The 23426-nt window shown below is 33.7% G+C and carries 17 protein-coding genes; 4 read left to right on the top strand and 13 right to left on the bottom strand.

Annotated elements, in window-relative coordinates:
* Window positions 1-133: 133 nt before the first annotated feature.
* Complete coding sequence (locus ACNQGN_RS09900; protein ID WP_417987666.1) at window positions 134-694, top strand: DUF4494 domain-containing protein; 561 nt, start codon at window positions 134-136, stop codon at window positions 692-694.
* Between the two features lie 182 nt (window positions 695-876).
* Here ACNQGN_RS09900 and trpA read toward each other — a convergent pair whose 3' ends face one another.
* From trpA to ACNQGN_RS09835, 13 genes are all read right to left on the bottom strand, one after another.
* On the bottom strand, window positions 877-1638 hold the full coding sequence (trpA, locus tag ACNQGN_RS09895) for a tryptophan synthase subunit alpha (RefSeq protein WP_417987665.1): 762 nt from the start codon (window positions 1636-1638) through the stop codon (window positions 877-879).
* A gap of 60 nt (window positions 1639-1698) precedes the next feature.
* Window positions 1699-2019 carry a gamma-glutamylcyclotransferase family protein gene (locus tag ACNQGN_RS09890; RefSeq protein WP_417987664.1) on the bottom strand — a complete coding sequence of 107 codons (321 nt, stop codon included), beginning with the start codon at window positions 2017-2019 and terminating at the stop codon, window positions 1699-1701.
* Between the two features lie 121 nt (window positions 2020-2140).
* A complete protein-coding gene (trpB, locus tag ACNQGN_RS09885; protein WP_417987663.1) occupies window positions 2141-3322 on the bottom strand; it encodes a tryptophan synthase subunit beta in 1182 nt (393 codons plus the stop codon).
* 4 nt (window positions 3323-3326) lie between these two features.
* Complete coding sequence (locus ACNQGN_RS09880; protein WP_417987662.1) at window positions 3327-3968, bottom strand: phosphoribosylanthranilate isomerase; 642 nt, start codon at window positions 3966-3968, stop codon at window positions 3327-3329.
* A gap of 59 nt (window positions 3969-4027) precedes the next feature.
* Window positions 4028-4807 carry an indole-3-glycerol phosphate synthase TrpC gene (gene trpC, locus ACNQGN_RS09875; RefSeq protein WP_417987661.1) on the bottom strand — a complete coding sequence of 260 codons (780 nt, stop codon included), beginning with the start codon at window positions 4805-4807 and terminating at the stop codon, window positions 4028-4030.
* Between the two features lie 26 nt (window positions 4808-4833).
* Window positions 4834-5826 (bottom strand): anthranilate phosphoribosyltransferase, encoded by a 993-nt coding sequence (gene trpD / locus ACNQGN_RS09870; RefSeq protein ID WP_417987660.1) that lies wholly within the window; start codon window positions 5824-5826, stop codon window positions 4834-4836.
* A 76-nt stretch (window positions 5827-5902) separates the two neighbouring features.
* Window positions 5903-6310, bottom strand: a complete 408-nt coding sequence (locus tag ACNQGN_RS09865; protein WP_417987659.1) for a GNAT family N-acetyltransferase — start codon at window positions 6308-6310, stop codon at window positions 5903-5905.
* Between the two features lie 41 nt (window positions 6311-6351).
* Window positions 6352-6918, bottom strand: a complete 567-nt coding sequence (locus tag ACNQGN_RS09860; RefSeq protein WP_417957630.1) for an anthranilate synthase component II — start codon at window positions 6916-6918, stop codon at window positions 6352-6354.
* A gap of 36 nt (window positions 6919-6954) precedes the next feature.
* A complete protein-coding gene (locus ACNQGN_RS09855; RefSeq protein WP_417987658.1) occupies window positions 6955-8355 on the bottom strand; it encodes an anthranilate synthase component I family protein in 1401 nt (466 codons plus the stop codon).
* 275 nt (window positions 8356-8630) lie between these two features.
* Complete coding sequence (locus tag ACNQGN_RS09850) at window positions 8631-9197, bottom strand: YceI family protein (RefSeq protein WP_417987657.1); 567 nt, start codon at window positions 9195-9197, stop codon at window positions 8631-8633.
* Between the two features lie 307 nt (window positions 9198-9504).
* Entirely contained in the window at window positions 9505-10071 is a 567-nt protein-coding gene (locus tag ACNQGN_RS09845) for a YceI family protein (RefSeq protein WP_417987656.1), read from the bottom strand.
* Between the two features lie 44 nt (window positions 10072-10115).
* The gene (locus ACNQGN_RS09840) at window positions 10116-10748 is read right to left on the bottom strand and encodes an NAD(P)H-dependent oxidoreductase (RefSeq protein ID WP_417987655.1); all 633 of its coding nucleotides are present in this window, start codon (window positions 10746-10748) and stop codon (window positions 10116-10118) included.
* 14 nt (window positions 10749-10762) lie between these two features.
* A complete protein-coding gene (locus ACNQGN_RS09835; RefSeq protein ID WP_417987654.1) occupies window positions 10763-11218 on the bottom strand; it encodes a MarR family winged helix-turn-helix transcriptional regulator in 456 nt (151 codons plus the stop codon).
* Window positions 11219-11767: 549 nt separating this feature from the next.
* Between ACNQGN_RS09835 and ACNQGN_RS09830 the strand changes: the two genes are divergently transcribed.
* From ACNQGN_RS09830 to ACNQGN_RS09820, 3 genes are all read left to right on the top strand, one after another.
* Window positions 11768-17401 (top strand): PAS domain S-box protein, encoded by a 5634-nt coding sequence (locus tag ACNQGN_RS09830; RefSeq protein ID WP_417987653.1) that lies wholly within the window; start codon window positions 11768-11770, stop codon window positions 17399-17401.
* Window positions 17402-17877: 476 nt separating this feature from the next.
* Window positions 17878-21207: a chemotaxis protein CheB gene (locus ACNQGN_RS09825; protein WP_417987761.1), complete on the top strand. Its 3330-nt coding sequence runs from the start codon at window positions 17878-17880 to the stop codon at window positions 21205-21207.
* A 71-nt stretch (window positions 21208-21278) separates the two neighbouring features.
* Entirely contained in the window at window positions 21279-23417 is a 2139-nt protein-coding gene (locus ACNQGN_RS09820) for a PAS domain-containing hybrid sensor histidine kinase/response regulator (protein ID WP_417987652.1), read from the top strand.
* Window positions 23418-23426 lie beyond the last annotated feature (9 nt).

The raw sequence follows: 23426 nt of genomic DNA, 5'->3' as shown, positions 1-23426 counted from the left end.
CTTTAAGTACTGATTCAAAAGCGTAGAAAAAATCAATGCTAAGATTCATTCGAAATTGTGAATATCTATTTTATGAATTGTGAATTTATTTTCCATTAAAATCTATCTTTGACATCCTTTAAAAAAAAATATTATGAGCACAATTTGGTACGAATGCAAAGTAAAATACAGAAAAACCGATGATACTGGATTGCAAAAGATTACAACAGAACCTTATTTGGTAGATGCTTTATCCTATACGGAAGCAGAAAGCAGAATAAATCAAGAGATGTCTGCCTATATCAGTGAAGAATTTAAAATCACGAATATAAAAGTGGCAAACTATGCAGAGATACATCCCTTCGAAAATGCTGACCGTTGGTTTAAATCAAAAGTTTCTTTATTGGCTTATGATGAAGAAAGCGGCAAAGAAAGAAAGTCTAATATGTATTTATTGGTGCAAGGCAACGACGTAAAAGAAGCTTTTGATAACACAACTAGTGTAATGAAAGGCACCATGGGGGACTATACCATACCTGCTATTTCAGAATCTCCGATTATGGATGTTTTTCCTTATTTTAGTGGTGAAGAAGGAGAAGTGGAACAACTAGAAAAGTTTAATACTCTTAAGGCTTCTAAACTTGAGATAAATGATGTAGCCGAAGCATTGGATCCCATGGAATTTGTAACCGTTCTTGAGGATGTAAATGTTTAACCATAAAGAGTAATACTAAGTATCGCAATGGTAAAGGTAGAAAAGAGGATGCAAGGGCATCCTTTTTTGGTTTGTGGGGCACGTGCCGCGTTCATTAGGAGGGCTTCGTCATTCTACGATAAGCATAAAAAAAACGATATTTAAAAACTTAAATACCGTTTCATTTTCTATAGGAAATGATTTTATCGAATTGCTTTTACAAATTCCTCTATTTTTCCAGTTCCATTTTCTGTTAAATGCTGAATAAAAGCACTTCCAATAATAGCTCCTTTAGCAAATTCAGTCGCTTGGTTGAACGTTTCAGCATTGTTGATTCCAAAGCCAATTACCTGAGGATTTTTTAAATTCATTCCTGCAATGCGTTTGAAATAATCTTTCTGGATGTTTCCAAAACCAGATTGTGAACCGGTAACACTTGCAGAACTTACCATATAGATAAATCCATCAGAAACGCTGTCAATAAAACCGATTCGCTCTTCAGAAGTTTGCGGCGTAATCAAAAACACATTGATTAATCCGTATTTTTCAAAAATAGCTTTGTATTCATCTGCATAAACATCAACCGGAAGATCAGGAATGATTAATCCGTCAATACCAATTTCAGCGCATTTTTTGCAGAAATTCTCCACACCGTATTGTAGCATTGGATTGAAATAGCCCATAATCACTAAAGGGATAGAAACTGATTTTCGAATATCCTTTAGCTGGTCAAACAAAACTTGAGTTGTCATTCCATTGTGAAGGGCTTGCGTTGAACTTGCCTGAATTGTAGGTCCATCTGCCAACGGATCACTAAACGGCAATCCAATTTCAATCATATCAACACCGTTTTTTTCTAAATCCTGAATGATTTGTACAGTATCATTTAGGTTTGGATATCCTGCCGAAAAATAGATGGAAAGTATCTTTTTAGTTTCTTGTAATTTTTGATTTATTCTGTTCATTGTTGTGTATTTTTATCAGATTTAGAATCTGTTTTTTGACCTAGTAGTTTTTAACTAAATTTATGTTGTAGCGCTATAAACCCACGCCGTTTGATTGGACTGCAATTGCACTTGGATTCGTTTGTAATGCATGCCTTCGTATATGTCTGCCAGTTGCAGCTGTTCCTCCGTTAATTCATATAGAATCCCATCAATGATGTCCTGCTGATTTTCAGTTGGTGTAATAATTGGATACTGTGTAAGTCCAAATTCTTCTTCAATATTGATTTCGCAGATTAGATATCCAACTAATGTTTCGGGAGTTCCTTTTAATATTCGGCCAAAAATAGTTTCTTGAATGTCTTTATCTTTTAAGGTACCGTAGGCAAATAATTGTTCCATGTTTTCTGTTTTGAAAAATTTAGTTTAAAATTCGATGTTCTTGTTTGTTATCGCGCTAGGTCTGGAAGCAACATCTATCCCGTTTTTTTGTTCCCGAGCTTTTGCAGGTGGTTGCGCCCAACTATAATTTAAAATAATCAATATATGTATTTAAATCTTTATCACCTCGACCGGAAAGGTTGATTACCACGATATCCTCTGGTTTGAATTTCATTTCGTCTAATACAGCAAAGGCATGCGCACTTTCAATAGCAGGAATAAGTCCTTCCATTTGGGATAGTTTTAATCCCCATTGCATTGCCTGATCGTCAGTAATCGAGATAAATTTTGCTCTTCCTGTTGCGAACAGATTAGCATGCATAGGACCTACACCTGGATAATCTAATCCGGCAGAAATAGAATACGGCTCGGTGATTTGACCATCGGGAGTTTGCATCAATAAAGTTTTACTTCCGTGAATAACACCTACTTTTCCTAATGCAGAAGTTGCGGCACTTTCCCCTGAATCTACTCCTAAACCTGCGGCTTCTACTGCAATTATATTTACCTCTTCGTTATCAAGAAAATGATAATATGCACCGGCGGCATTGCTACCACCACCTACACAAGCGATAACGTAATCTGGGTTTTCACGACCTTCTTTTTCTAATAATTGCTCTTTGATTTCCTTAGAAATTACGCTTTGGAAACGTGCCACCATATCCGGATAAGGATGCGGCCCCACGACAGATCCAATGATGTAATACGTATCAACAGGATTATTGATCCAATCGCGAATGGCCTCGTTAGTGGCATCTTTTAAAGTTCTTGAGCCTGAAAGTGCCGGACGGACTTCGGCACCCAACATTTTCATACGAGCCACATTTGGCGCTTGACGTTTGATGTCGATTTCACCCATATACACGATGCATTCCAGTCCCATTAACGCGCAAACAGTTGCTGTTGCAACACCGTGTTGACCTGCACCAGTTTCTGCAATGATTCGTTTTTTACCCAAACGTTTGGCTAATAAAATTTGTCCAATCGTATTGTTTACTTTGTGTGCACCAGTGTGGCATAAATCTTCTCTTTTTAGGTAGATTTTGGTGTTGTATTGTTCGGATAAACGTTTAGCAAAATAAAGAGGTGTAGGACGTCCTACATAATCTTTCAACAATGCATCAAATTCAGCCTGAAATTCTGGTTCGACTGTTATTTTTAAATAATTTTGACGTAATTCTTCCACATTTGGATATAACATTTCAGGAATGAAAGCGCCTCCAAATTCTCCGTAATAGCCTTTTTCGTTGACGTTGTATGACATAATTTTATTTTTTTGTTTTGTTATCTGTAGCGACGCATTGCAATACATCTTTACATAATTGTATGTTTTTTAATCCTGGTTCTATTTCAAATTTACTGTTCACATCAATGGCGTAGATAGGTAAACTAGTTTTCAAAATCTCATTTACCGCATCCATTTCTTCTAACGCGATTCCTCCACTCAGGAAAAATGGTTTGGTTGAGGGGTAATTTGCTAGTACTTTCCAGTCGAAAGTGGTTCCGTTACCACCAGGCAATTTTCCTTTGGTATCAAAAAGGAAATAATCACAAACCGATTCAAAAGGTTTTAGTACCTCAAAATTAAATGTAGCATCAACTGAGAATACTTTTATGATCTCGATTGATTTGTCGATTTTATTTTTTAAATCTGAACAAAATTCAACCGATTCCTGTCCGTGTAATTGAACAGCCTGTAAATCATATTTTGTCGATTTTTCTAAAATAGCCGAAATATTTTCATTTACAAAAACGCCCGTTTTCTTAATGGATTTCGGTAAATTTGGAATGATACCATCAAAATACCGAGCTGATTTTTCCCAGAATATAAATCCCATATATGCCGGTAGGAGCGAACCTACTTCGATTATATTATCGGGATATTTCATACCGCAGATTTTGACTTTCATTTTTTTATTTTTTAAAAGGTGCTATCAGGCTTTTAAACCCTGAAAGCATTGGGCTTATTTTATAATTGGCTAATAAATTCCGTAGCCGCTTTACCTGCATTATCGGTTTTCATAAAGTTTTCTCCAATTAAGAATCCTTTGTACCCGTATGGTTTTAATTCGTTAATCGCTTCAACTGATGAAATTCCACTTTCGGAAACTTTTACAAATTCATCCGGAATTTTTGATGCCAGTTGCTTACTGAAATCCAAACTTACTTCAAAAGTCTTTAGGTTTCGGTTATTCACGCCAATCATATCTAAAGTAGGCATTATTGATTTTTCTAATTCCTGCTCATTGTGTACTTCCAGTAAAACCTCTAAGTCCAAACTTTTAGCAAATTCAGATAGTGATTTAATCTCATCTCTGGTTAGAACCGCCGCGATAAGCAAAATTAAATCTGCTCCATGTGCTTTGGCCTCCAAGATTTGGTACTCATCAACAATAAATTCTTTTCTCAATAATGGGATAGTAACGGAGGCTCTTGCCAACAGTAAATCATCCAATGAACCGCCAAAATATTTTCCATCGGTCAAAACTGAAATTCCACAAGCACCGGCCGTTTCGTAACCTTTTGTTACTTCTTCAACTGTAAAACTATAATTTATTTCAGCTTTTGAAGGCGAACGACGTTTGTGTTCTGCAATGATTCCCGAAGTACTATTTCTTAAATTATCGCTCAAAGAAATAGTCTTTTTTCCAAAGAAAACCGAAGCTTCCAATTGCAAAACAGGAATGATTGATTTCTTAAGAATGACTTCTCTTTTTTTGTCAACTATAATTTTATCTAAAATATTCATCTTGTCTGTTTAACTTTAAAGTGTTTTTATTTACTCAATTCCTGTAAGGTCTGCAACGCTTTTAATGCTTTTGAGGAGAATAGACTTTCTTTTGCTAACTCAAAACCTTCTAATGGAGAACATTCTGTAACCGTTGCAATTGCCATTGCGGCATTGGCACAAACCACATTGTTCTGGGCTTCAGTGCCTTTTCCAGAAATGATATTGGTAAACATTTGAGCTGATTCTTCGATTGTTGTTCCACCTTCTATTTCGCTTTGCATCAAAACGCGAACACCAAAATCTGCTGGTTTTAACATGCCTTCCATTGAACGGGTAATCGTTTTTGTTGGTCCTGTCAGTGAAACCTCGTCATAACCGTCAAGGGAATGCAAGATTGTAAAATTCACATCAGTATTTTGATATAAATAAGCATACATCCTTGCTAATTCTAAATTGAAAACCCCTACCAATTGATTTTTAGGAAACGACGGATTAACCATTGGCCCCAACATATTGAAGAAAGTTTTTACTGCTAATTCTTTTCGGATGGGTCCTACATTTTTCATAGCGGGATGAAATAGTGGCGCATGTAAAACACAAATACCAGCCTTATCGATACTTCTTTCCAGAAAACTAGTGTCGTTGCTGAACTTAATACCTAATTTTTCCATTACATTACTGGAACCTGAAATGGAAGAAACGCCGTAATTTCCATGTTTCGCTACTTTTATTCCAGCCCCTGCCGCTACAAACGAAGCCAAGGTAGAAATATTGAAGGTGTCTTTGCCATCTCCACCGGTACCACATAGATCAATCGTATTGTAGGCTGATAAATCCACACGGATGCACAATTCCAATAGCGCTTCACGGAAACCGGAAAGCTCTTCAATACTAATACTTCGCATCATATAAACGGTTAGGAAAGACGCAATCTGACTAGTGTTATAACTCCCGTTGGAGATATTTACCAATACATTTTTTGCTTCTTCTTGCGAAAGTATTTCGTGATTGATAAGTCTGTTTAATATATTTTTCATTTTTATTTTATTTTTGCCATATAGGCCGCAAATACTACGATTTTATTTTCTGATAGCTGATGTGGAAGCCGGGAGACTAATGTTCTTTTCCTTTGTAAATCCACATCGGCTCCGTTTGTCCCGCGCGTTCAAAACCGTTTTTTTTATAGAAATCTATTGCTTTTCCATCTGCGGTCAGCATTTGCATATGAAAGCTACTGTATTTCTCTTGCATTTTATCAAAAATCATTTTTCCAATACCTTTCCCTTGATAGTCAGGATGAACCAGTAAGTGAGGATAATAAACTACTAAATATCCATCAGAAATAGCATTCCCCAGTCCAACTAATTTTTTATTTTCCCAAGCAGTAATTAAAGTATCCGAATTCAAAAGACCATTAAACAATTCTTTCGGTTTATCTGCCGAGCTCCATTGGTTTGCGCTATAGAGGTCTATTATATCTTTACTGTTTAAATCTCTTGTTTCGGAAATTATAATTGTCATTTATATTGTTAATTATGTTAGTGAAAACTAAAAACAGATTACTAACTCTTTACCCAATTCTCCAATATCTTTTTCCCATTAGGGGTCAAGACACTTTCCGGATGAAATTGTACACCACGAACATCGTATGTTTTATGACGCAATGACATTACCTGGCCATTTTCGTCAAATGAAGTGGCTTCCAGGACATCAGGTAAATTGGTATCCACTACCCATGAATGATAACGACCTACTTCAAATTCATTTCCTAATCCTTCAAATAGTAGTTCATCATCCACTACTGTTTTTACATTAGTAGCAACTCCGTGATATACTTTATCTAAGTTAGAAAGTGTTCCCCCATATACTTCGCCTATCGCTTGTTGTCCCAAACACACTCCAAAAATACTTTTGGTAGGTCCGTATTTTTTAATGACTTCTTTCAATAATCCAGCTTCATCTGGAATTCCTGGTCCAGGAGAAAGAAGAATTTTATCGAAGACTGCAATCTCATCAATATCGAATTCATCGTTTCTGTATACGGTTACTTCGCAATCTAAATCTTCCAGATAATGCACCAAATTATAAGTGAAACTATCGTAATTGTCTATGACTAGTATTTTTTTCATTTTTTTTATCTTGGGTCTTGTCTATTTCTTCTTTTTCTAAATAGTTTCCGCTAAATCCAAAGCGACATTTAGCGCTCTCAATTTGTTGTATACTTCTTGCATTTCGCTTTCTTCATCAGAACTCGCTACAATTCCTGCTCCGGCTTGTGAATGCAATTGATGATTTTTACTAAGGAAAGTGCGTATCATAATGGCGTGATTAAAGTTTCCTTCGAAATCCATAAAACCGATAGCACCACCATAAAAATTCCGATTGGTTTTTTCATACTCTTCAATCAGTTGCATAGCGCGGTGTTTTGGTGCACCACTCAAAGTTCCCGCCGGAAAAGTATCAGCTACAACCTGCATAGTTGTGGCACTCGGGTGTAAATGTCCGGTGACTTTAGAAACCAGGTGAATCACATGAGAAAAAAATTGCACTTCACGATATTTTTCTACATTGACATTATGACCATTTCTGCTTAAATCATTTCTGGCTAAATCTACCAACATAACATGTTCACTATTTTCTTTTTTGTCTTCTGATAATTGTTTGGCAAGAATAGCATCTTTCTCATCATCACCTGTTCTTTTGAAAGTTCCTGCTATCGGATGAATTTCAGCCTTACGGTTTTTGACAATAATTTGGGCTTCCGGAGAAGAACCAAATATTTTGAAATCACCATAATCAAAAAAGAACAAGTACGGAGAAGGGTTGATGCTTCGCAATGCTCTGTATACATTGAACTCATCACCTTTGAAACCTTGTGTAAATCGTCTGGATAGAACCAATTGGAATACGTCACCTCTAAAACAATGCTTTTTGGCCAAAGCTACATTATGTTTGAATTCTTCGTCAGTCAAATTCGAAAATCCTTCCCCTTCTTTCGAAAATTTATAAGAAGCAATATTTCGGGATTGCAGCAGTTGCTCAATTTCCGAGATATTATTCTTTCCATCTAAACTGTGGCAGAAAATATAGGCCTCATTTTTAAAATGATTGATAGCTATTATGTTTTGGTATACTGCATAATAAACATCAGGAATAGAAATACTGTTGTCTTTTTTTGCAATCGTTACTTTTTCGAAATATCGAACAGCATCATATGAAATGTAACCAAACAATCCATTATTTATGAATTTAAAGTCATTTTTTTCGGATTTGAATTGACCTGAAAATTCTTGTATTACCTGTGGAATATTAGTATTAGCTTCAATAGAAATAGTCTCAAAACTGCCATCAGGAAAGGTCTTGTAGATGGTCTCATTTTCAATTTTTATTGAAGCAATAGGGTTACAGCAGATATAAGAAAAACTGTTGTCATTGCCATGGTAGTCGCTGCTTTCCAGTAATAAGCTATTAGGAAATTTATCACGAATTTTGAAATAGACACTCACGGGAGTTATCGTATCTGCAAGAATTTGCTTGTATTTTGTATTTAGGATAAAAGGTTTCAATTGTATAAATTTTTTAGTGTTGTGTAATAGTAAAGAAATAGAGCACAAAAAAAAGGCTTGTCGTGAATGACAAGCCTTTTATATTTATAGTTTATAATACTATAGGAGCTTTGTTCACGACCACTGACGTAAATTATTCCACCACCAAGTATTGTTTATAGTTGTTTTCATTATTTTTTTTGCTGTGACAAATATATAAATGAATTTTGATTATTCAAAAATAAAAAACCAAAAAAAATATTAAATTTCATGCTTTTTTGTTAAATAAATTTCGGTTAAAATACTAAATCAACATTTAATTCAAATTCGTCATAAATCGTTTTATCTCCCAAATCATCAAAATAACTGCCAGAACCATAGCGTATGGCATATTTTGTCCGGTCTATTTTTAGAGCAGCTGTTGCAGTATTACCTTTTACTATGAAATCAAATTTTACGGGGTTGGTAACTCCCTTTATTGTTAAATCTGCAGTGACGCTGTAAACATTATTGCCTTTATCGCCAACGCTTTTGAAAACTAGGTTGGACGTGTTATAATCCTCTACACCGAAAAATTCGTCCGATTTCAAATGGCCTTCTAATTTTATTTTCGATTTTCCAGTCTGATCCGTATTTGACAATGATTTCATGTCTGCAGTAAAATTTCCTCCCGCCACTTTCGCATTTTTAAAGATGATATAGCCGTCTTTTAGTTTTATTGTTCCTTCATGTTGACCGGTTACTTTTTTTCCTACCCAATTGATTTTACTTTTAGAGACATCAATTTTATTGGTTTGTCCTTCAGCAGTAATAAATGTAAAAATGACTAGTAGGACGAGACTAATTTTTTTTAAATTTTTCATAATGATATTTTTAAGTTAAAAGTCAATGGTGAATAAAAAATAAAAATGGAATTTGATTATTCACTATCAAAGTTACGAAAATCAATCTCAACTTTAAGATGCTGAAACACTATATCTTAGTTAAATTTAATGCTAATTTCAAAAACTAAAAAGTATTAATAAATGATTTCACACAATTCAATATTAAAGCCAATTCTATAACTAATTGTAATGAAGGATTAAGGAATACTTTGTTTGGTGTCCAAAAAGAAACCCCAACAGTCCAATTTTAGACTGTTGGGGTTTGCTGATATTTTGAAAAAAAATATTAGAATTTCAAAGCAACTGCTAAGTCAAAGTCATCCGAAATAGCTTTGTCTCCTAGATTGTCAAAGAAACTTCCAGAACCATATTTAATATCGTATTTTGTTCTGTCAATTTTTAATGAAGTTGCAGCAGTATTTGGTGTAGTTGCAAGATCAAATGTGATTGGGTTTGTTTTTCCTTTAATGGTTAAATCTCCAGTTACTGTGTAAAGATTAGCTGTTTTTTTAACTACTTTTTTGAAAACCAATGTTGCTGTTGGGAATTTTTCAGTTCCAAAGAAATCTTCTGATTTCAAGTGACCGTTTAATTTTCCTTGGTATTCTCCAGAAAGGTCAGTCGCTGTTAGTGATGTCATATCAACATTAAAAGTACCACCAGCTAATTTTTTTCCTTTAAAGATTAATTTACCATCTTTTAAGTTTACAGTTCCTTCATGTTTTCCAGTAACTTTTTTTCCAACCCAGTTAACAGTACTTTTTGAAGCATCAACTTTTTTAGTTTGTGCTGTTACAGATAAAGTAGATAAAACTACTACTAATGCCAATGCAATTGATTTTAAATTTTTCATGTGTTTAAATTTGATTTAGATTAATATTTAATTTGAATTAGTGATTAAAGTGTTATAAATAAGTCTTCGTTTGATTTTCTAACTTTTTTGTAATGTTGTGTTACATCCTCTTCGTGTCTGTAACCAAGTGTTGCAATTAAGGTCGCATTTAGTCCTAATTGGTCCAAACCTAGTATTTCATTTACCTGAGCAGGCACAAAACCTTCCATAGGAGTTGCGTCGATTTTAAGTTCAGCAGCTGCATTTAAAAGATTACCCAAAGCTAAGTAAGTTTGTTTTGCTGTCCAAATATCTTTTGCTTCCGAAGTTAATGTTGAAATTTTAGATTTCATAAAGTCACCATAACCAGATAAGGCTTCAATAGGTGTACTTCTTGTTTCGCTTATGTTTTGCAAAAAACTATCAATAGCATTATCCCCAATGTTCGTTTCATTTGCAAAGATGATTAAGTGAGAAGCTTCCACTATTTGAGATTGTCCCCAAGCCGAAGGTTGCAATTTTGCTCGTAATTCAGGATTCTCTACAATAATTATTTTGTAAGGTTGTAAACCATAGGAAGAGGAACTCAAACGAATTGCTTCTTTTAATATGGTTAAATCTTCTGCTGTTATTTTTTTTGTTGTATCAAACTTTTTTGTTGCGTATCGCCAATTTTGATGGTCTAAGAAAGTATTCATATTAGTGTTGGTATTTATTGATTTCTGTATTTTTCTAATAATAGATTTAATTGATTTATTTCCTCGCTATTTAAATTTTTTGAAAAAAACTGGTCGTGTGCGATTACTTTTGGATCTAGTTCTTTCAAAAAATTTAGTCCTTTTTGAGTAATCAGGACTTCAATTTTTCGTCTGTTTTCTGGGCAAACTTTTCGAGTCACTAATTCTTTTAGTAATAATTTATCCACAAGTCTTGTTGTATTACTTGTTTTGGCCAGCATGCGCTCCTGTATCATGCACATGTTTGCCGGATTTCCCTTTTGACCTCTTAATATGCGCAGAACATTATATTGCTCCCCAGATATTTCATAAGGTTTTAATATTTCATTAAAATTATCTGTAATCACATTTTGTGTATACAAAATATTCAGCATAATTTTTTTTGAATTATCCATCGGTACAGTTGATTTTAAAATTTCTTCAATTTTCATATTTGAATATGTAATTTGTTGGTACAAATGTAACACATTTTACATTTGTATATACAAATGTAAGTTATTTTTTTGTTAAAATTATTTTAAGCCAAGGTAAATAATTTGTTTTTAGAAAGCTTGTTGTTTGTTAATATGTTATAAATCATTAGTTTGCTCGTTTATTTTGCATGTTGTTTTTTGCGTTGCATAAATTTTATTATTCAGCCTTAATAGTTTTGGAGCTATAGTGTTTCAATCGCACAGTATACTCAAAATGCGTACCACAACTGTTTCTGTAGTCAAAAATGTAACGATTTTAAAAATGCAGTAGGGAAAAATTGGGCTAGATTTTCAGTACGTAAACATTGTGTTTTAACTGAAATTTGAATATTGACATTATTTTTAAATATTTTTTACATAAATAGGACTATAAAAATAAAATTAAGTATATTCCATGTCAGTAGCTCCTGTTATAATGGAATCTTGTATGGATGTTTTTTATATTTGGAGCTGTTTAATTTGAAGTTAATAATTTGTTATATTTAATGTTTATTTGAACCTAAGAGTATGAAGATAGCCGACCCCTCCTATAGCGATTTACTCAATAAAACAAAATCCCAAGAATTAGAAATAAATCGATTACTAAAAAAAGAAGAAGCATTAGCTAGTTTCAAGTTTTTTGTTGAAGAGTCTAATGATCTTGTATGTGTTGTTGGAACTGATGCTTTTTTTAAAGAGATTAATCCCGCTTTTTTTGAAATTCTTGGTTATTCAAAAGAAGAATTATTTAATAATTCTTTTATCCATCTTTTACATCCCGATGATCTTGAAAGATCGTTAAAAGAGATTGAAAGCCTTGCTGTAGGAAACCCCGCAATGAATTTTGAAAATAGATTTCTAAAAAAAAATGGTGAATTTGTTACTATTCAATGGACAGCAAACAGTATTTCTGCGGAAAATATTTACGCAATCGGAAGAGATGTCACAGCGATAAGGAGCACCCAGGAAAAATTAATTAGGAGTGAAAACTTACTAAACCATGCCCAAAAAATAGCAAAAATCGGTACATGGGAATTCAATTTAAAAACAAAAAAAATAATTTGGTCTGAAGAATTGTATGCTATTTTTGAAGTTGAAAAAAAAGACAATGTAGATTTATTCCAAGAATATTTAAGTCATTTTTCTCAAGAAGAGGCAGTGTTTTTTCAAAATCGAATCGAGGAATTAATTATTGATAAAAAGCCTTTTGAAGTTGAAAAAAACGCTATTTTTCTTAACAAAACAAAGTGGGTGAATGAAACAGTATTCCCAGTATTGGATGAAAATGGGAGTGTATTTGCAATCAGAGTTAACACTCAGGACGTTAGTTTAAAAAAGCAAATCGAGGATGCGGTCAAAGCAAAAGAAAAAGCAGAACTGGATTATAAACTAAAAGTAATTGAAGAAGAAAGCAATGCTAAGTTTAAAAATTACATAGAAAATGCACCAGATGGAGTTTTTGTGTTGGATGAGCAAGGAAATTACTTAGATGTTAACCATGCCGCGACAGTATTGACGGGTTACTCCAAAGAGGAACTACTAACCATGAAGTTTGGTGATTTGTCAGCTCTGGAATCTCTAGAAGATTATTTCAAAGAATTTCGGAAACTTTTAGATAATGGAATAGCAAAAAAAGAACTTAAAGCGATTCATAAAAACGGCGATGTTAAATGGTGGTCTGTTGAGGCTGTACAACTTTCGGAAAATCGTTTTCTGGGTTTCGTTAAAGATAGTACTGAGAGTAAAATAATAACGGAAACATTAAGAGAAGAAAGAGATAAGTTTGCTAAAATTGCGGCTACTTCTCCGGGTTTAATTTATTCGATGCGTCAAAATAAAGATGGTTCTATAGGCTATTCTTATGCTAGTAGTGCTATCGACGAGATTTATGGTTTTGCGTATGAAGCTATTAAGACTGATAGCAATAAAATTTTTGATTTAATTCATCCGGAAGATTTGGATGCCGTTATGAAAAGCATTGTAGCTACTAAAACAAAGTTAATTCCTCTCAAAGGCAAATACCGTTACTTTCATCCAAAAAAAGGATTAGTATGGCATGAAATGAACTCTTTGCCAGTGGTTGAACCAGAAGGAACTGTAATTTGCCATGGAATTATAACTGATATCACCGAAAGTATAGGAGCCGAGCAAAAACTCATAAAGGCCAATCGGCTTCATTCATTTATTAGCCAGATAAATCAAATGATTGTTCGGACTACTGATGAACAAACACTTTTTAAAGAAGCTTGTACAATAGCTGTTGAATTAGGGAAGTTTAGAATGGCCTGGATTGGATTAGTAGATGAAGAGACTAAAAAATTAATTCCGGCAATGATTGCCGGCGAAGACAGGGGATATCTTTCTACAATAAAAATGATTTCAACTGAAGATATACCAGTAGGTAATGGTCCTGCAGGAATTGCGGTTCGAGAAGGTAGATATGTTGTTTGTAATGATATTGAAAACGATCGCATGATGAAGCCATGGAAAAATGAAGCTTTAGAGCGTGGATATTTTTCTTCAATGGCAGTGCCAATAAAAAAATTCGGAAAGGTAGTTGGTGTTTTTTCCTTTTATGCTAATGAAAAAAACTTTTTTGATGCTGAGGAAATTTCATTATTACAGGAGGCAACCAGCGATGTAATTTTTGCTTTAGAAATTTTAGAAAAAGAGAATTTAAGGAAAAAAGCAGAGCAGTCCGTTATTGAAAGTGAACAAAGGTATCATTTGTTGACTGAAGTTTCTCCAGTAGGGATTTTTCAAACAGATGCAGCCGGAAATACGACCTATGTAAATCCGCGTTGGTGTCAAATTTCAGGATTATCTTCTGCGGAAGCTTTAGGTAATGGTTGGCTCAAAGCAGTTCATAATGATGATAAAAATTCACTATTTAGTGGATGGGAGAGTGCAATTTATAGTCAAGAAATTTCGCTGTCAGAATATCGTTTTGTTCGTCCTGACGGTACAATCGCTTGGGTAATCGGACAGGCTATACCAGAGAGAAATTCTGAAAACGAGATCATTGGATATATAGGTACAATTACTGATATTACAGAACGTAAAATTGCTGAAGATTTAATTTTAAAGGAAAAACAACTTTCAGAAACGGTAATTAATAATCTACCGGGTATTTTTTATCTCTATGATAGTTCCGGAAAGTTTTTAAAATGGAATAAAAATTTTGAAGATGTTTCTGAGTATAATAGCGATGAAATAAATCAAATGAGTCCTGTTGATTTTTATCATGAGACACAAAAAGATAGAATCAGAGAAAGAATAGCAACAGTATTTAATAAAAAATCACCTGGTATTGAAGTCGAATTATTTACCAAAACAAAAAATAAAGTTCCCTATTATATCAATTCATTAGCAGTTGAATATGAAGGAAAAAGATGTCTGCTCGGAATGGGTATCGATCTTTCTGAAATAAAAAAAGCAGAAGAAAAAATTAGAAAAGCAAACGAGCGATTTGAAATTATTTCCCGAGCAACTAACGATGCCGTTTTTGAATTGAACTTGAGGACAGATGAAAATTGGCATAATGAAGCCTTTTTTAAACTTTTTAATTTAGACTCCACTATTGAAAAAATAGAGCCAAGCTCTACAATATGGAGAGAAAAACTTCATGCAGATGATTTTGTTCGGGTGATAAATAATCTTGAAGCATCTTATTCGGGGACTTCATGTACTTGGTCGGATGAATTTCGTTTTCAAAAAGCAGATGGGAATTATGGGATATTTTTCGGCAGAGCTTTTTTAACCAGAGATGAATTTGGCAAACCGATTCGTTTAAATGGATCGATGACTGAAATCACCGAATTAAAGAATGTAAAGGATCAGCTTTTTAAAAGTGAAGAAAAATACAGGAGCCTTGTAGAGCAAGCTTCAGATGCTATTTTTATTAATGATATTTCAGGAGATTTACTTGAAGCAAATGAAAGTGCCTGCGTCATGCTTGGGTATACCAAAGAAGAGCTTTGTTCTAAAAACCTACTAGATTTATATACAATTGATGAGCTGAAAAACAGACCCATCATGATGAAAGAATTGCTTAATGGAGATCAAACGCTGATGGAACGCAATATGCTGCATCAGGACGGATCACTGATTCCCGTTGAAATTACTGCCAAAATGATTGCAGATGGACGTATTGTTGCAATAGTAAGAGATGTAAGTAAACGTAAAAAAACAGAGGATGACTTCAAGAAAATGCACAAAAAACTGGAAGCTATACTTGGAGCTATTCCGGATTTACTTTTTGAAGTTGATATGATCGGCAGAATTTACAATTACCATTCCCGTCGTGATGATTTGTTAGCGCTGCCCTCAGAAGTATTTTTAGGTAAAAGATTTTCCGAAGTATTACCGCCCGATGTTGCTGATTTGTGTCTGTCCGCTATTCAGGAAGCTTCAGAAAAGGGGTTCTCCACCGGACGACAATATTCATTGCAGTTGCAGAGTGGTATACATTGGTTTGAACTCTCAATCGCACCCATGCAGGAAAGTGAAGATCATGATATTCACTTTATTTGTCTTTCCCGTGATATCACAAGCGCCAAACAAGCGGACTATGCATTGCTAAAAAGTGAGGAAAGATACCGCGTTTTGTTACAGAATCTTGATACAGGTATAGTTGTTCATGCATCGGACACTTCAATTATTGTAAATAATTTAAAAGCATCGGAATTACTGGGGTTGAGTCATAATCAAATGAAAGGGAAAACGGCCATTAGTCCAGACTGGAGATTTTTGAATGAAGACAATTTTGCGATGTCGGTTGAAAAATATCCAGTAAATCAAATATTAGCAAGTAAGAAACCGATAAAAAATGTTGTCGTTGGAGTTAATCGACCGAAAACAAATGACATAGCGTGGCTTTTAGTTAATGGCTTTCCTGAAATTGATTCCAATGGTGAAATATTTGAAATAGTAATCAGTTTCATTGATATTACCGAACAAAAGGTGATGGAAATGGAACTTATAAAAGCGAAAGAACAAGCCGAAGCCGCAAATAAAGCGAAGACTGATTTTCTTGCGAATATGAGCCATGAGATTAGAACTCCATTAAATGGTATTATTGGTTTTACTCATTTATTAATGAAGTCAAATCTAAAAAAGAATCAGGCCGAATATATGACTACAGTTAATGAATCAGCAACGTCATTAATGGAAATTGTCAATGATGTATTGGATTTTTCTAAGATAGAATCTGGAAAATTAGAGCTCGATATAGAGGAAATAAATCTATTTAGATTAACAAATCAGGTCATTGATTTGTTTAAATATCAAGCCAAGCAAAAGAATATAGAGTTAACACTGCAAATAGATAAAAACGTTCCGCAATATATTCTTGCTGATTCTGTAAGATTAAAGCAAATACTGGTAAATCTGTTGAGTAATGCCGTTAAGTTTACAAGTTTTGGAGAAATACGGCTGGATATCAATGAAATAGCGCCAGCAAATAAAAAGTGGACAACTATTAAATTTTCTGTAAAAGATAGTGGGGTAGGAATAAAAAAGGGGAACAATGAAAAAATATTTAATTCTTTTGTACAGGAGGATAATTCTACCAATCGAAAATTTGGTGGTACTGGATTAGGTTTAGCTATTTCAAATCAGCTTTTAGCGCTAATGGATAGCAAATTGGAGTTAATCAGTAAATATGGAGATGGAAGTGATTTTTTCTTTGTCATTAAATTTAAAAAATCAAATCATATAAAAGGTATAACTTCAGTACTTACTGATGGGATTGCAAAGGATAACATTATTCCAAAAGAGACGCTAAGCAATAAAAAGGTATTAATAGTTGAGGACAATAAAATCAATATGCTTTTAGCAAAAACACTGGTTAAAAGAATAATGTCCAATTGTACTATTTTTGAAGGTAAGGATGGAAATGAAGCTGTAGAACAATATAAAAAACAACAACCGGATGTTATTTTAATGGACATTCAAATGCCAAATAAAAACGGATACGAAGCAACTGGCGAAATCAGGAAATTTAAAGATTCCGCAATGATTCCGATAATTGCCATAACTGCCGGAATAATGATTGGTGACAAAGAGAAATGCCTGGAAGCAGGAATGAATGATTATCTGCCAAAGCCACTTATCCAAAATGATTTAGAAAACATGTTGCTCAAGTGGCTACATAAAGATTGATTTTATTTTTCAATAGTTTAAAAGTGTTTGTAGTAAACACTTTTTTTGTGACTGTAATTTTATAAACTTTCAGGAAACAATATTTTTTGATTTTTGTAGGTGGAGGTTTAAGATGTTATGTTTGATTTATTTGTAATAAAAATTTATTTTCACTAAATTTAATATTTATTACCCGTGAATTCAGGTAAATGTTTAATTGATAATGATTAAGTATCGGATTTAATGTAGATACGTTATTTTTATTGGCATTGAATTAAAGCCTATTTTTTTGCCGAAGTTAATCAGTTGTTGAATAATACTGATTTCTTTACGAAAAAGTAAGAATATTTGATGTTTTTTACTTTTGTGAAAAGTGATAAAACTGATGATAACATATCACTTTAGCCATGCGATTATCGCTAAAATAAAAGAAGAAATCGTGAATGAAAAAATCCGACTCAACAAAATAAAAAGATATAGAAAATTCTAATTTCGTGATGGTAAAAAAAAATCAAATCAGTCTGGGGGAAGACAAAGTTTTAGATTTGAAATCTGATTCAATCTTGCCTGGAGCCGATAATAGTGATTTTCCTGTTATTGGTATTGGAGCTTCAGCCGGAGGTCTGGAGGCATTAGAATTATTTTTTAAAAACATGCCTAATAACAGCGGTATGGCATTTGTAGTTGTTCAACATCTGGATCCTACACATGTTGGAATAATGCCTGAGTTATTACAAAGAATGACACAAATGATGGTTTTACAAGCTAGCGATGCGCTAAAAGTAAAACCAAACCATGTATATGTAATTCCTCCCAACAAAAGCCTGTCAATACTAAATGGGAAATTGCATTTGTTTCAGCCCGTTGAATCGCGTGGTATGAGACTACCAGTTGATCTTTTTTTTAGATCTTTGGCATTGGACCGTATGGAAAAAAGTATTGGAATCATTCTTTCCGGTATGGGATCTGATGGTAGCTTGGGATTAAAAGCGATTAAAGAAAAAAATGGAATTGTACTGGTTCAAGATCCTACTTCTGCAAAATTTGACAGTATGCCACGTAATGCTATAGAGTCTGTGATGGCTGATATTGTAGCTCCCGCAGAAGAATTACCCGCTAAATTGATTGGTTTACTCAAGTATTTTCCGGAGGTAAACATGGATTCTGAAATACCCGTCAAAAGTGAAAGTAGCCTGGATAAAATCATAATCTTATTGCGTGAGCAATCCGGACATGATTTTTCGATGTATAAAAAAAGTACTTTAATGCGCCGCATTGAAAGGAGAAAAGCAATACATCAAATAGACAAAATCCATACATATGTCCGTTTTTTACAGGAAAACCCCAAAGAGATTGAATTACTATTTAAAGAGTTATTGATTGGTGTAACCAGTTTTTTTAGAGACACTGCTGTTTGGGAAAAACTCAAAGAAGATATTGTTCCTACTCTTTTACATACAGTGCCTGATGGTTATACTCTCAGAGCATGGGTTCCAGCCTGTTCAACGGGAGAAGAGGCTTATTCTTTGGCTATGGTTTTTGATGAAGCAATGGAAAGAATAGGAAAAAAGAAAAAGATTAAATTACAGATTTTCGCTACTGATTTAGATCTTGTCGCAATAGAGAAAGCCAGAAAAGGTATTTTTTTATTTAATATTATAAAAGATGTATCGCCCGAGCGAATTAATCGATTTTTTATAACTGAAAAAACAGGTTACCGTGTGACTGCATCCATTCGGGAAATGATAGTATTTGCTCCCCATGATGTCATAAAGGACCCCCCCTTTACTAAACTAGACCTGCTGACGTGCCGGAACATGTTGATATACATGGAGCCACAATTGCAAAATAAATTAATAAGATTGTTTAATTATAGTCTTAATCCAGGCGGGATAATGGTGCTCGGTACTGCAGAAACAATAGGCAGCAGCATTAAAGGATTTGATGTGATAGATTCAAAATTGAAATTTTTCAAACGTACGTCAAGATCAGTAAGTCCTGAGATTACGAATTTTCCAAGCTCTTTTTCCCAAATTAAAAGATTAACCAGCGATACCATGAAAGAAACTAAGGTTGTTGAAAACATACAAATCCTTGCAGATCAAATTTTACTTCAACGTTTTTCACCAGCCAGCATATTTGTGAATAGTAAAGGGGACATCATTTATATTACCGGCAGAACGGGGAAGTATCTGGAGCCAGTAGCCGGTAAAGCAAACTGGAATATACATGCCATGGCTCGCGAAGGTTTGAGAAATGAATTACCTGTTGCTTTTCGTAAAGCATTACAAGGCTTTGACCCTGTAAAAATTGAAAATGTAAAAATAGTTGAAGACGGGAGTAAATATTTTGTAAATTTAACTCTTCAACAAATCGAAAGCCCCGATGCGTTAAAAGGGATGATTGTGTTGGTATTCAGTGATGTACCGGAGAATTTAGAATCGGATGAAAATGCATTAAAACAGAAAAGACAAAGTGTTTCGAGAAAACAAAAGGAACTGGAAGCAGAACTGATTCGTTGTAATGAGGATTTGAACAGCACTCGTGAAGAAATGCAAACCTCACAGGAGGAACTGAAATCAACCAATGAAGAGCTACAGTCGACTAATGAGGAACTGCAGTCAACTAACGAAGAACTCACCACTTCAAAAGAAGAGTTGCAAAGCCTAAATGAAGAATTACAAACCGTTAATACGGAGCTTCAAAGTAAATTAGTTGATTTTGAACAGGCAAATAACGACATGAAAAACCTGCTCAATAGTACTGAAATTGCTACTCTTTTTCTGGATAAGGAATTAAACATTCGCAGGTTTACAGATCCGGTAACAAAAATATTTAAATTAAGAGCAGCAGATACAGGAAGGCCTTTTACAGATTTAGTTTGTGATTTGAAGTATCCGGAAATGGAAAGTAATGCGCTTCAAGTTATCAAAACACTCAGTCCAATTCAAAAGGAAGTTGAGACAAATGATAATAGATATTACTATGTTAGAATAATGCCATATCGTACTCTAGACGATCGTATTGATGGGATTGTGATTACTTTTACTGACATTACAGCTGCAAAACAGGCCGAAGAGTCTCTCAAAATGGAAAATCGATACCTCCGTCTCTTTGAATCAGCAAAAGATGGGATATTAATTCTAAATTCAGAAACAGGGATGATAATGGATGTCAATCCTTATTTGGTCGAAATGTTAGGGTATTCGCATGATCAATTTATCGAAAAATCTATTTGGGAAATTGGTTCTTTAAAAGATATAGTTGCCAATAAAGATAAATTTTTAGAACTACAAAAAAAGGAATTTGTCCGGTATGAAAATTTACCACTTGAAACAGCAAATGGAAGAAAAATAAATGTTGAATTTGTGAGTAACGTATATTTAGTTAATGATAAAAAAGTGGTGCAATGTATTATTCGTGATATTTCGGATCGGGTGGAGGCTCAGGAGGCGTTGGTTTTCTCAGAAACACGGTATAATCATCTTTTCAAATCGGTTAAGGATGGAATTTTATTCCTTGATCCTAATACAGGAATAATCACTGCTTTAAATCCATTTTTGATTGACTTATTGGGGCTGACCAAAGAGAATTTTATTGGAAAAGAAATTTGGAAGATCGCTTGTTTTAAAAAAATTGTTCCAAATATAGAAAAATTCAAAGAATTAAATGAGAAGGAGTTTTTTCAGTATCAGGGTATTGAAATTGAAACTGCCGATGCAAAAAAGATGAATGTTGAGTTTATTAGTACGATGTATTTTATAGACACTCACAAGGTGATTCAATGTTTTATCCATGAAATTCCAATTAACAAGCTAAAAAAATAAATTAAAAAAAAACAGATATAGTTCCCCAATTCATCACGGAAAAAGTGTACTATTTAACACAGGTGGAAATTATGAAAAAAACAGAAAATAAATCAGAAGTCATGAAAATTCTTCGTGAAAATGCTGAGGAGTTGAAAAAAACTAAAGAATCGAAGCGCGATTCTTTACTTTCTGAAGCTGATACGTTGAAACTCATTCATGAATTTGAAGTGCATCAAATAGAACTTGAAATGCAGAATGAAGAACTTATTGTTGCAAAAGAGCAGGCTGAGGTTGCTACCGAAAAGTATGCGGATTTATACGATTTTGCCCCATCCGGCTATTTTACACTTACAAAAACAGGAAAAGTTACAGCCCTTAACTTGACGGGATCCCAGATGTTAGGTAAAGAGAGATCACGATTGATCGACAGCCAGTTCGGATTTTTTGTTACCAATGATACAAAACCAATATTTAATTTTTTTTTAGAAAATGTATTTAAAAGCAGTATTAAAGAATGCTGTGAAGTTAAGTTATTATTGGACAGCAATAGTATAACGAACGTTTACCTTACTGGTATAGCAACTGAAGATAGAGAAGAGGCGCTTATTTCAGTTGTTGATATTACACAACTCAAATTGACTGAAAAAGCGCTGAGGGAAAGTGAGGAACGGTATCGTGGATTATTAAATAATCTTGATGTTGGTGTTATTGTATATGCTCCGGACACTTCTATTATTTTGTCTAATCCTAAAGCATCGGAATTGATTGGGCTGAGTACTGATCAAATGAAAGGAAAAATAGCAATCAATCCGGTATGGAAATTTATAAATGAAAATTATAAACCATTACCGTTTGAAAATTATCCTATAAACAAAATTATAAGTGAGAGAAAGCCAATCAAAAATTTTATCATGGGAATTAAAAGACCTGATAATACGAGAACGATATGGCTTTTATTAAATGGATTTCCCGTTTTTGATTATAATAGCGAAATAACGGAGGTGGTAACGAGTTTTATCGAAATTACAGAGCTAAAGATGTTGGAAATAGAATTGACAAATGCAAAAGAACAGGCGGAAGCTGCCAATAAAGCGAAGTCAAGTTTTCTAATGAATATGAGCCACGAAATTAGAACGCCATTAAATGGGATAATTGGTTTTACTGATTTGTTAATGAAATCAAATCTTGACAAAAATCAGTTGGAATATATGAATACCATAAATGAATCGGCAATAATATTAGCGGATCTTGTAAATAATGTTTTAGATTTTTCAAAAATAGAATCAGGAAAATTAGAATTAAATATTGAAGAATTGGATCTTTTCGAGCTAACGCATCAAGTTATTGATCTTTTCAAGCATCAGGCCTCTTTAAAAAATATAGATTTACTTTTGAATATAGATAAAAACGTGCCTCGTTATGTTTTTACGGATTCGGTACGATTGAAACAGATACTAGTGAATTTAATTGGAAATGCATTAAAATTTACAAAAGCGGGTAAGATTTTATTGGATATTTATAATAAATCTAGTTTTTCGGAAAATACAGCTGCCATAATTTTCTCAGTAAAAGATACAGGAATTGGGATTAAAGAACAAAATCAGGAAAAAATATTCCATTCTTTTGTACAAGAGGATAATTCCATAACGCGCCAATTTGGAGGGACTGGTTTAGGATTGGCAATTTCAAATCAACTTTTAAGTTTGATGAACAGTAAATTAGAGCTGGTAAGTAATTATGGACATGGAAGTGATTTTTTCTTTACTATTGAACTTAAAAAATCAAATCATGAGCAAGATTCAGAAGAGAGCAATTTAAATGAAAAAAATAAAATTGTTTCTTCTGAAATTTTAAGCCCTATTCGGATATTAGTTGTTGAGGACAATAAAATTAATATGCTTTTGATAAAAACACTTCTTAACACAATAGTTCCTAATTGTATTGTAGTAGAATCTTCACAAGGAACTGATGCAATAAAACTGTGTAAGAAAGAACAATTTGACCTTATATTCATGGATATACAAATGCCAGTTAAAAATGGATATGAAACAACTGCAGAAATCAGAAAATTAAAAAAAGCTGAAAAAACGCCCATCATTGCCTTAACAGCAGGAATAATGTTAGGAGAAAAAGATAAATGTTTAGAAGCAGGGATGGATGATTACATTTCTAAGCCAATTATCAAATCCAATTTAGAACTGATTATGCACAAGTGGTTGGATAAATAATTTTTATTT

The organism is Flavobacterium rhamnosi (assembly GCF_048286515.1).
Taxonomy (GTDB): domain Bacteria; phylum Bacteroidota; class Bacteroidia; order Flavobacteriales; family Flavobacteriaceae; genus Flavobacterium.
This window is presented reverse-complemented; position numbering and strand designations above follow the sequence as displayed.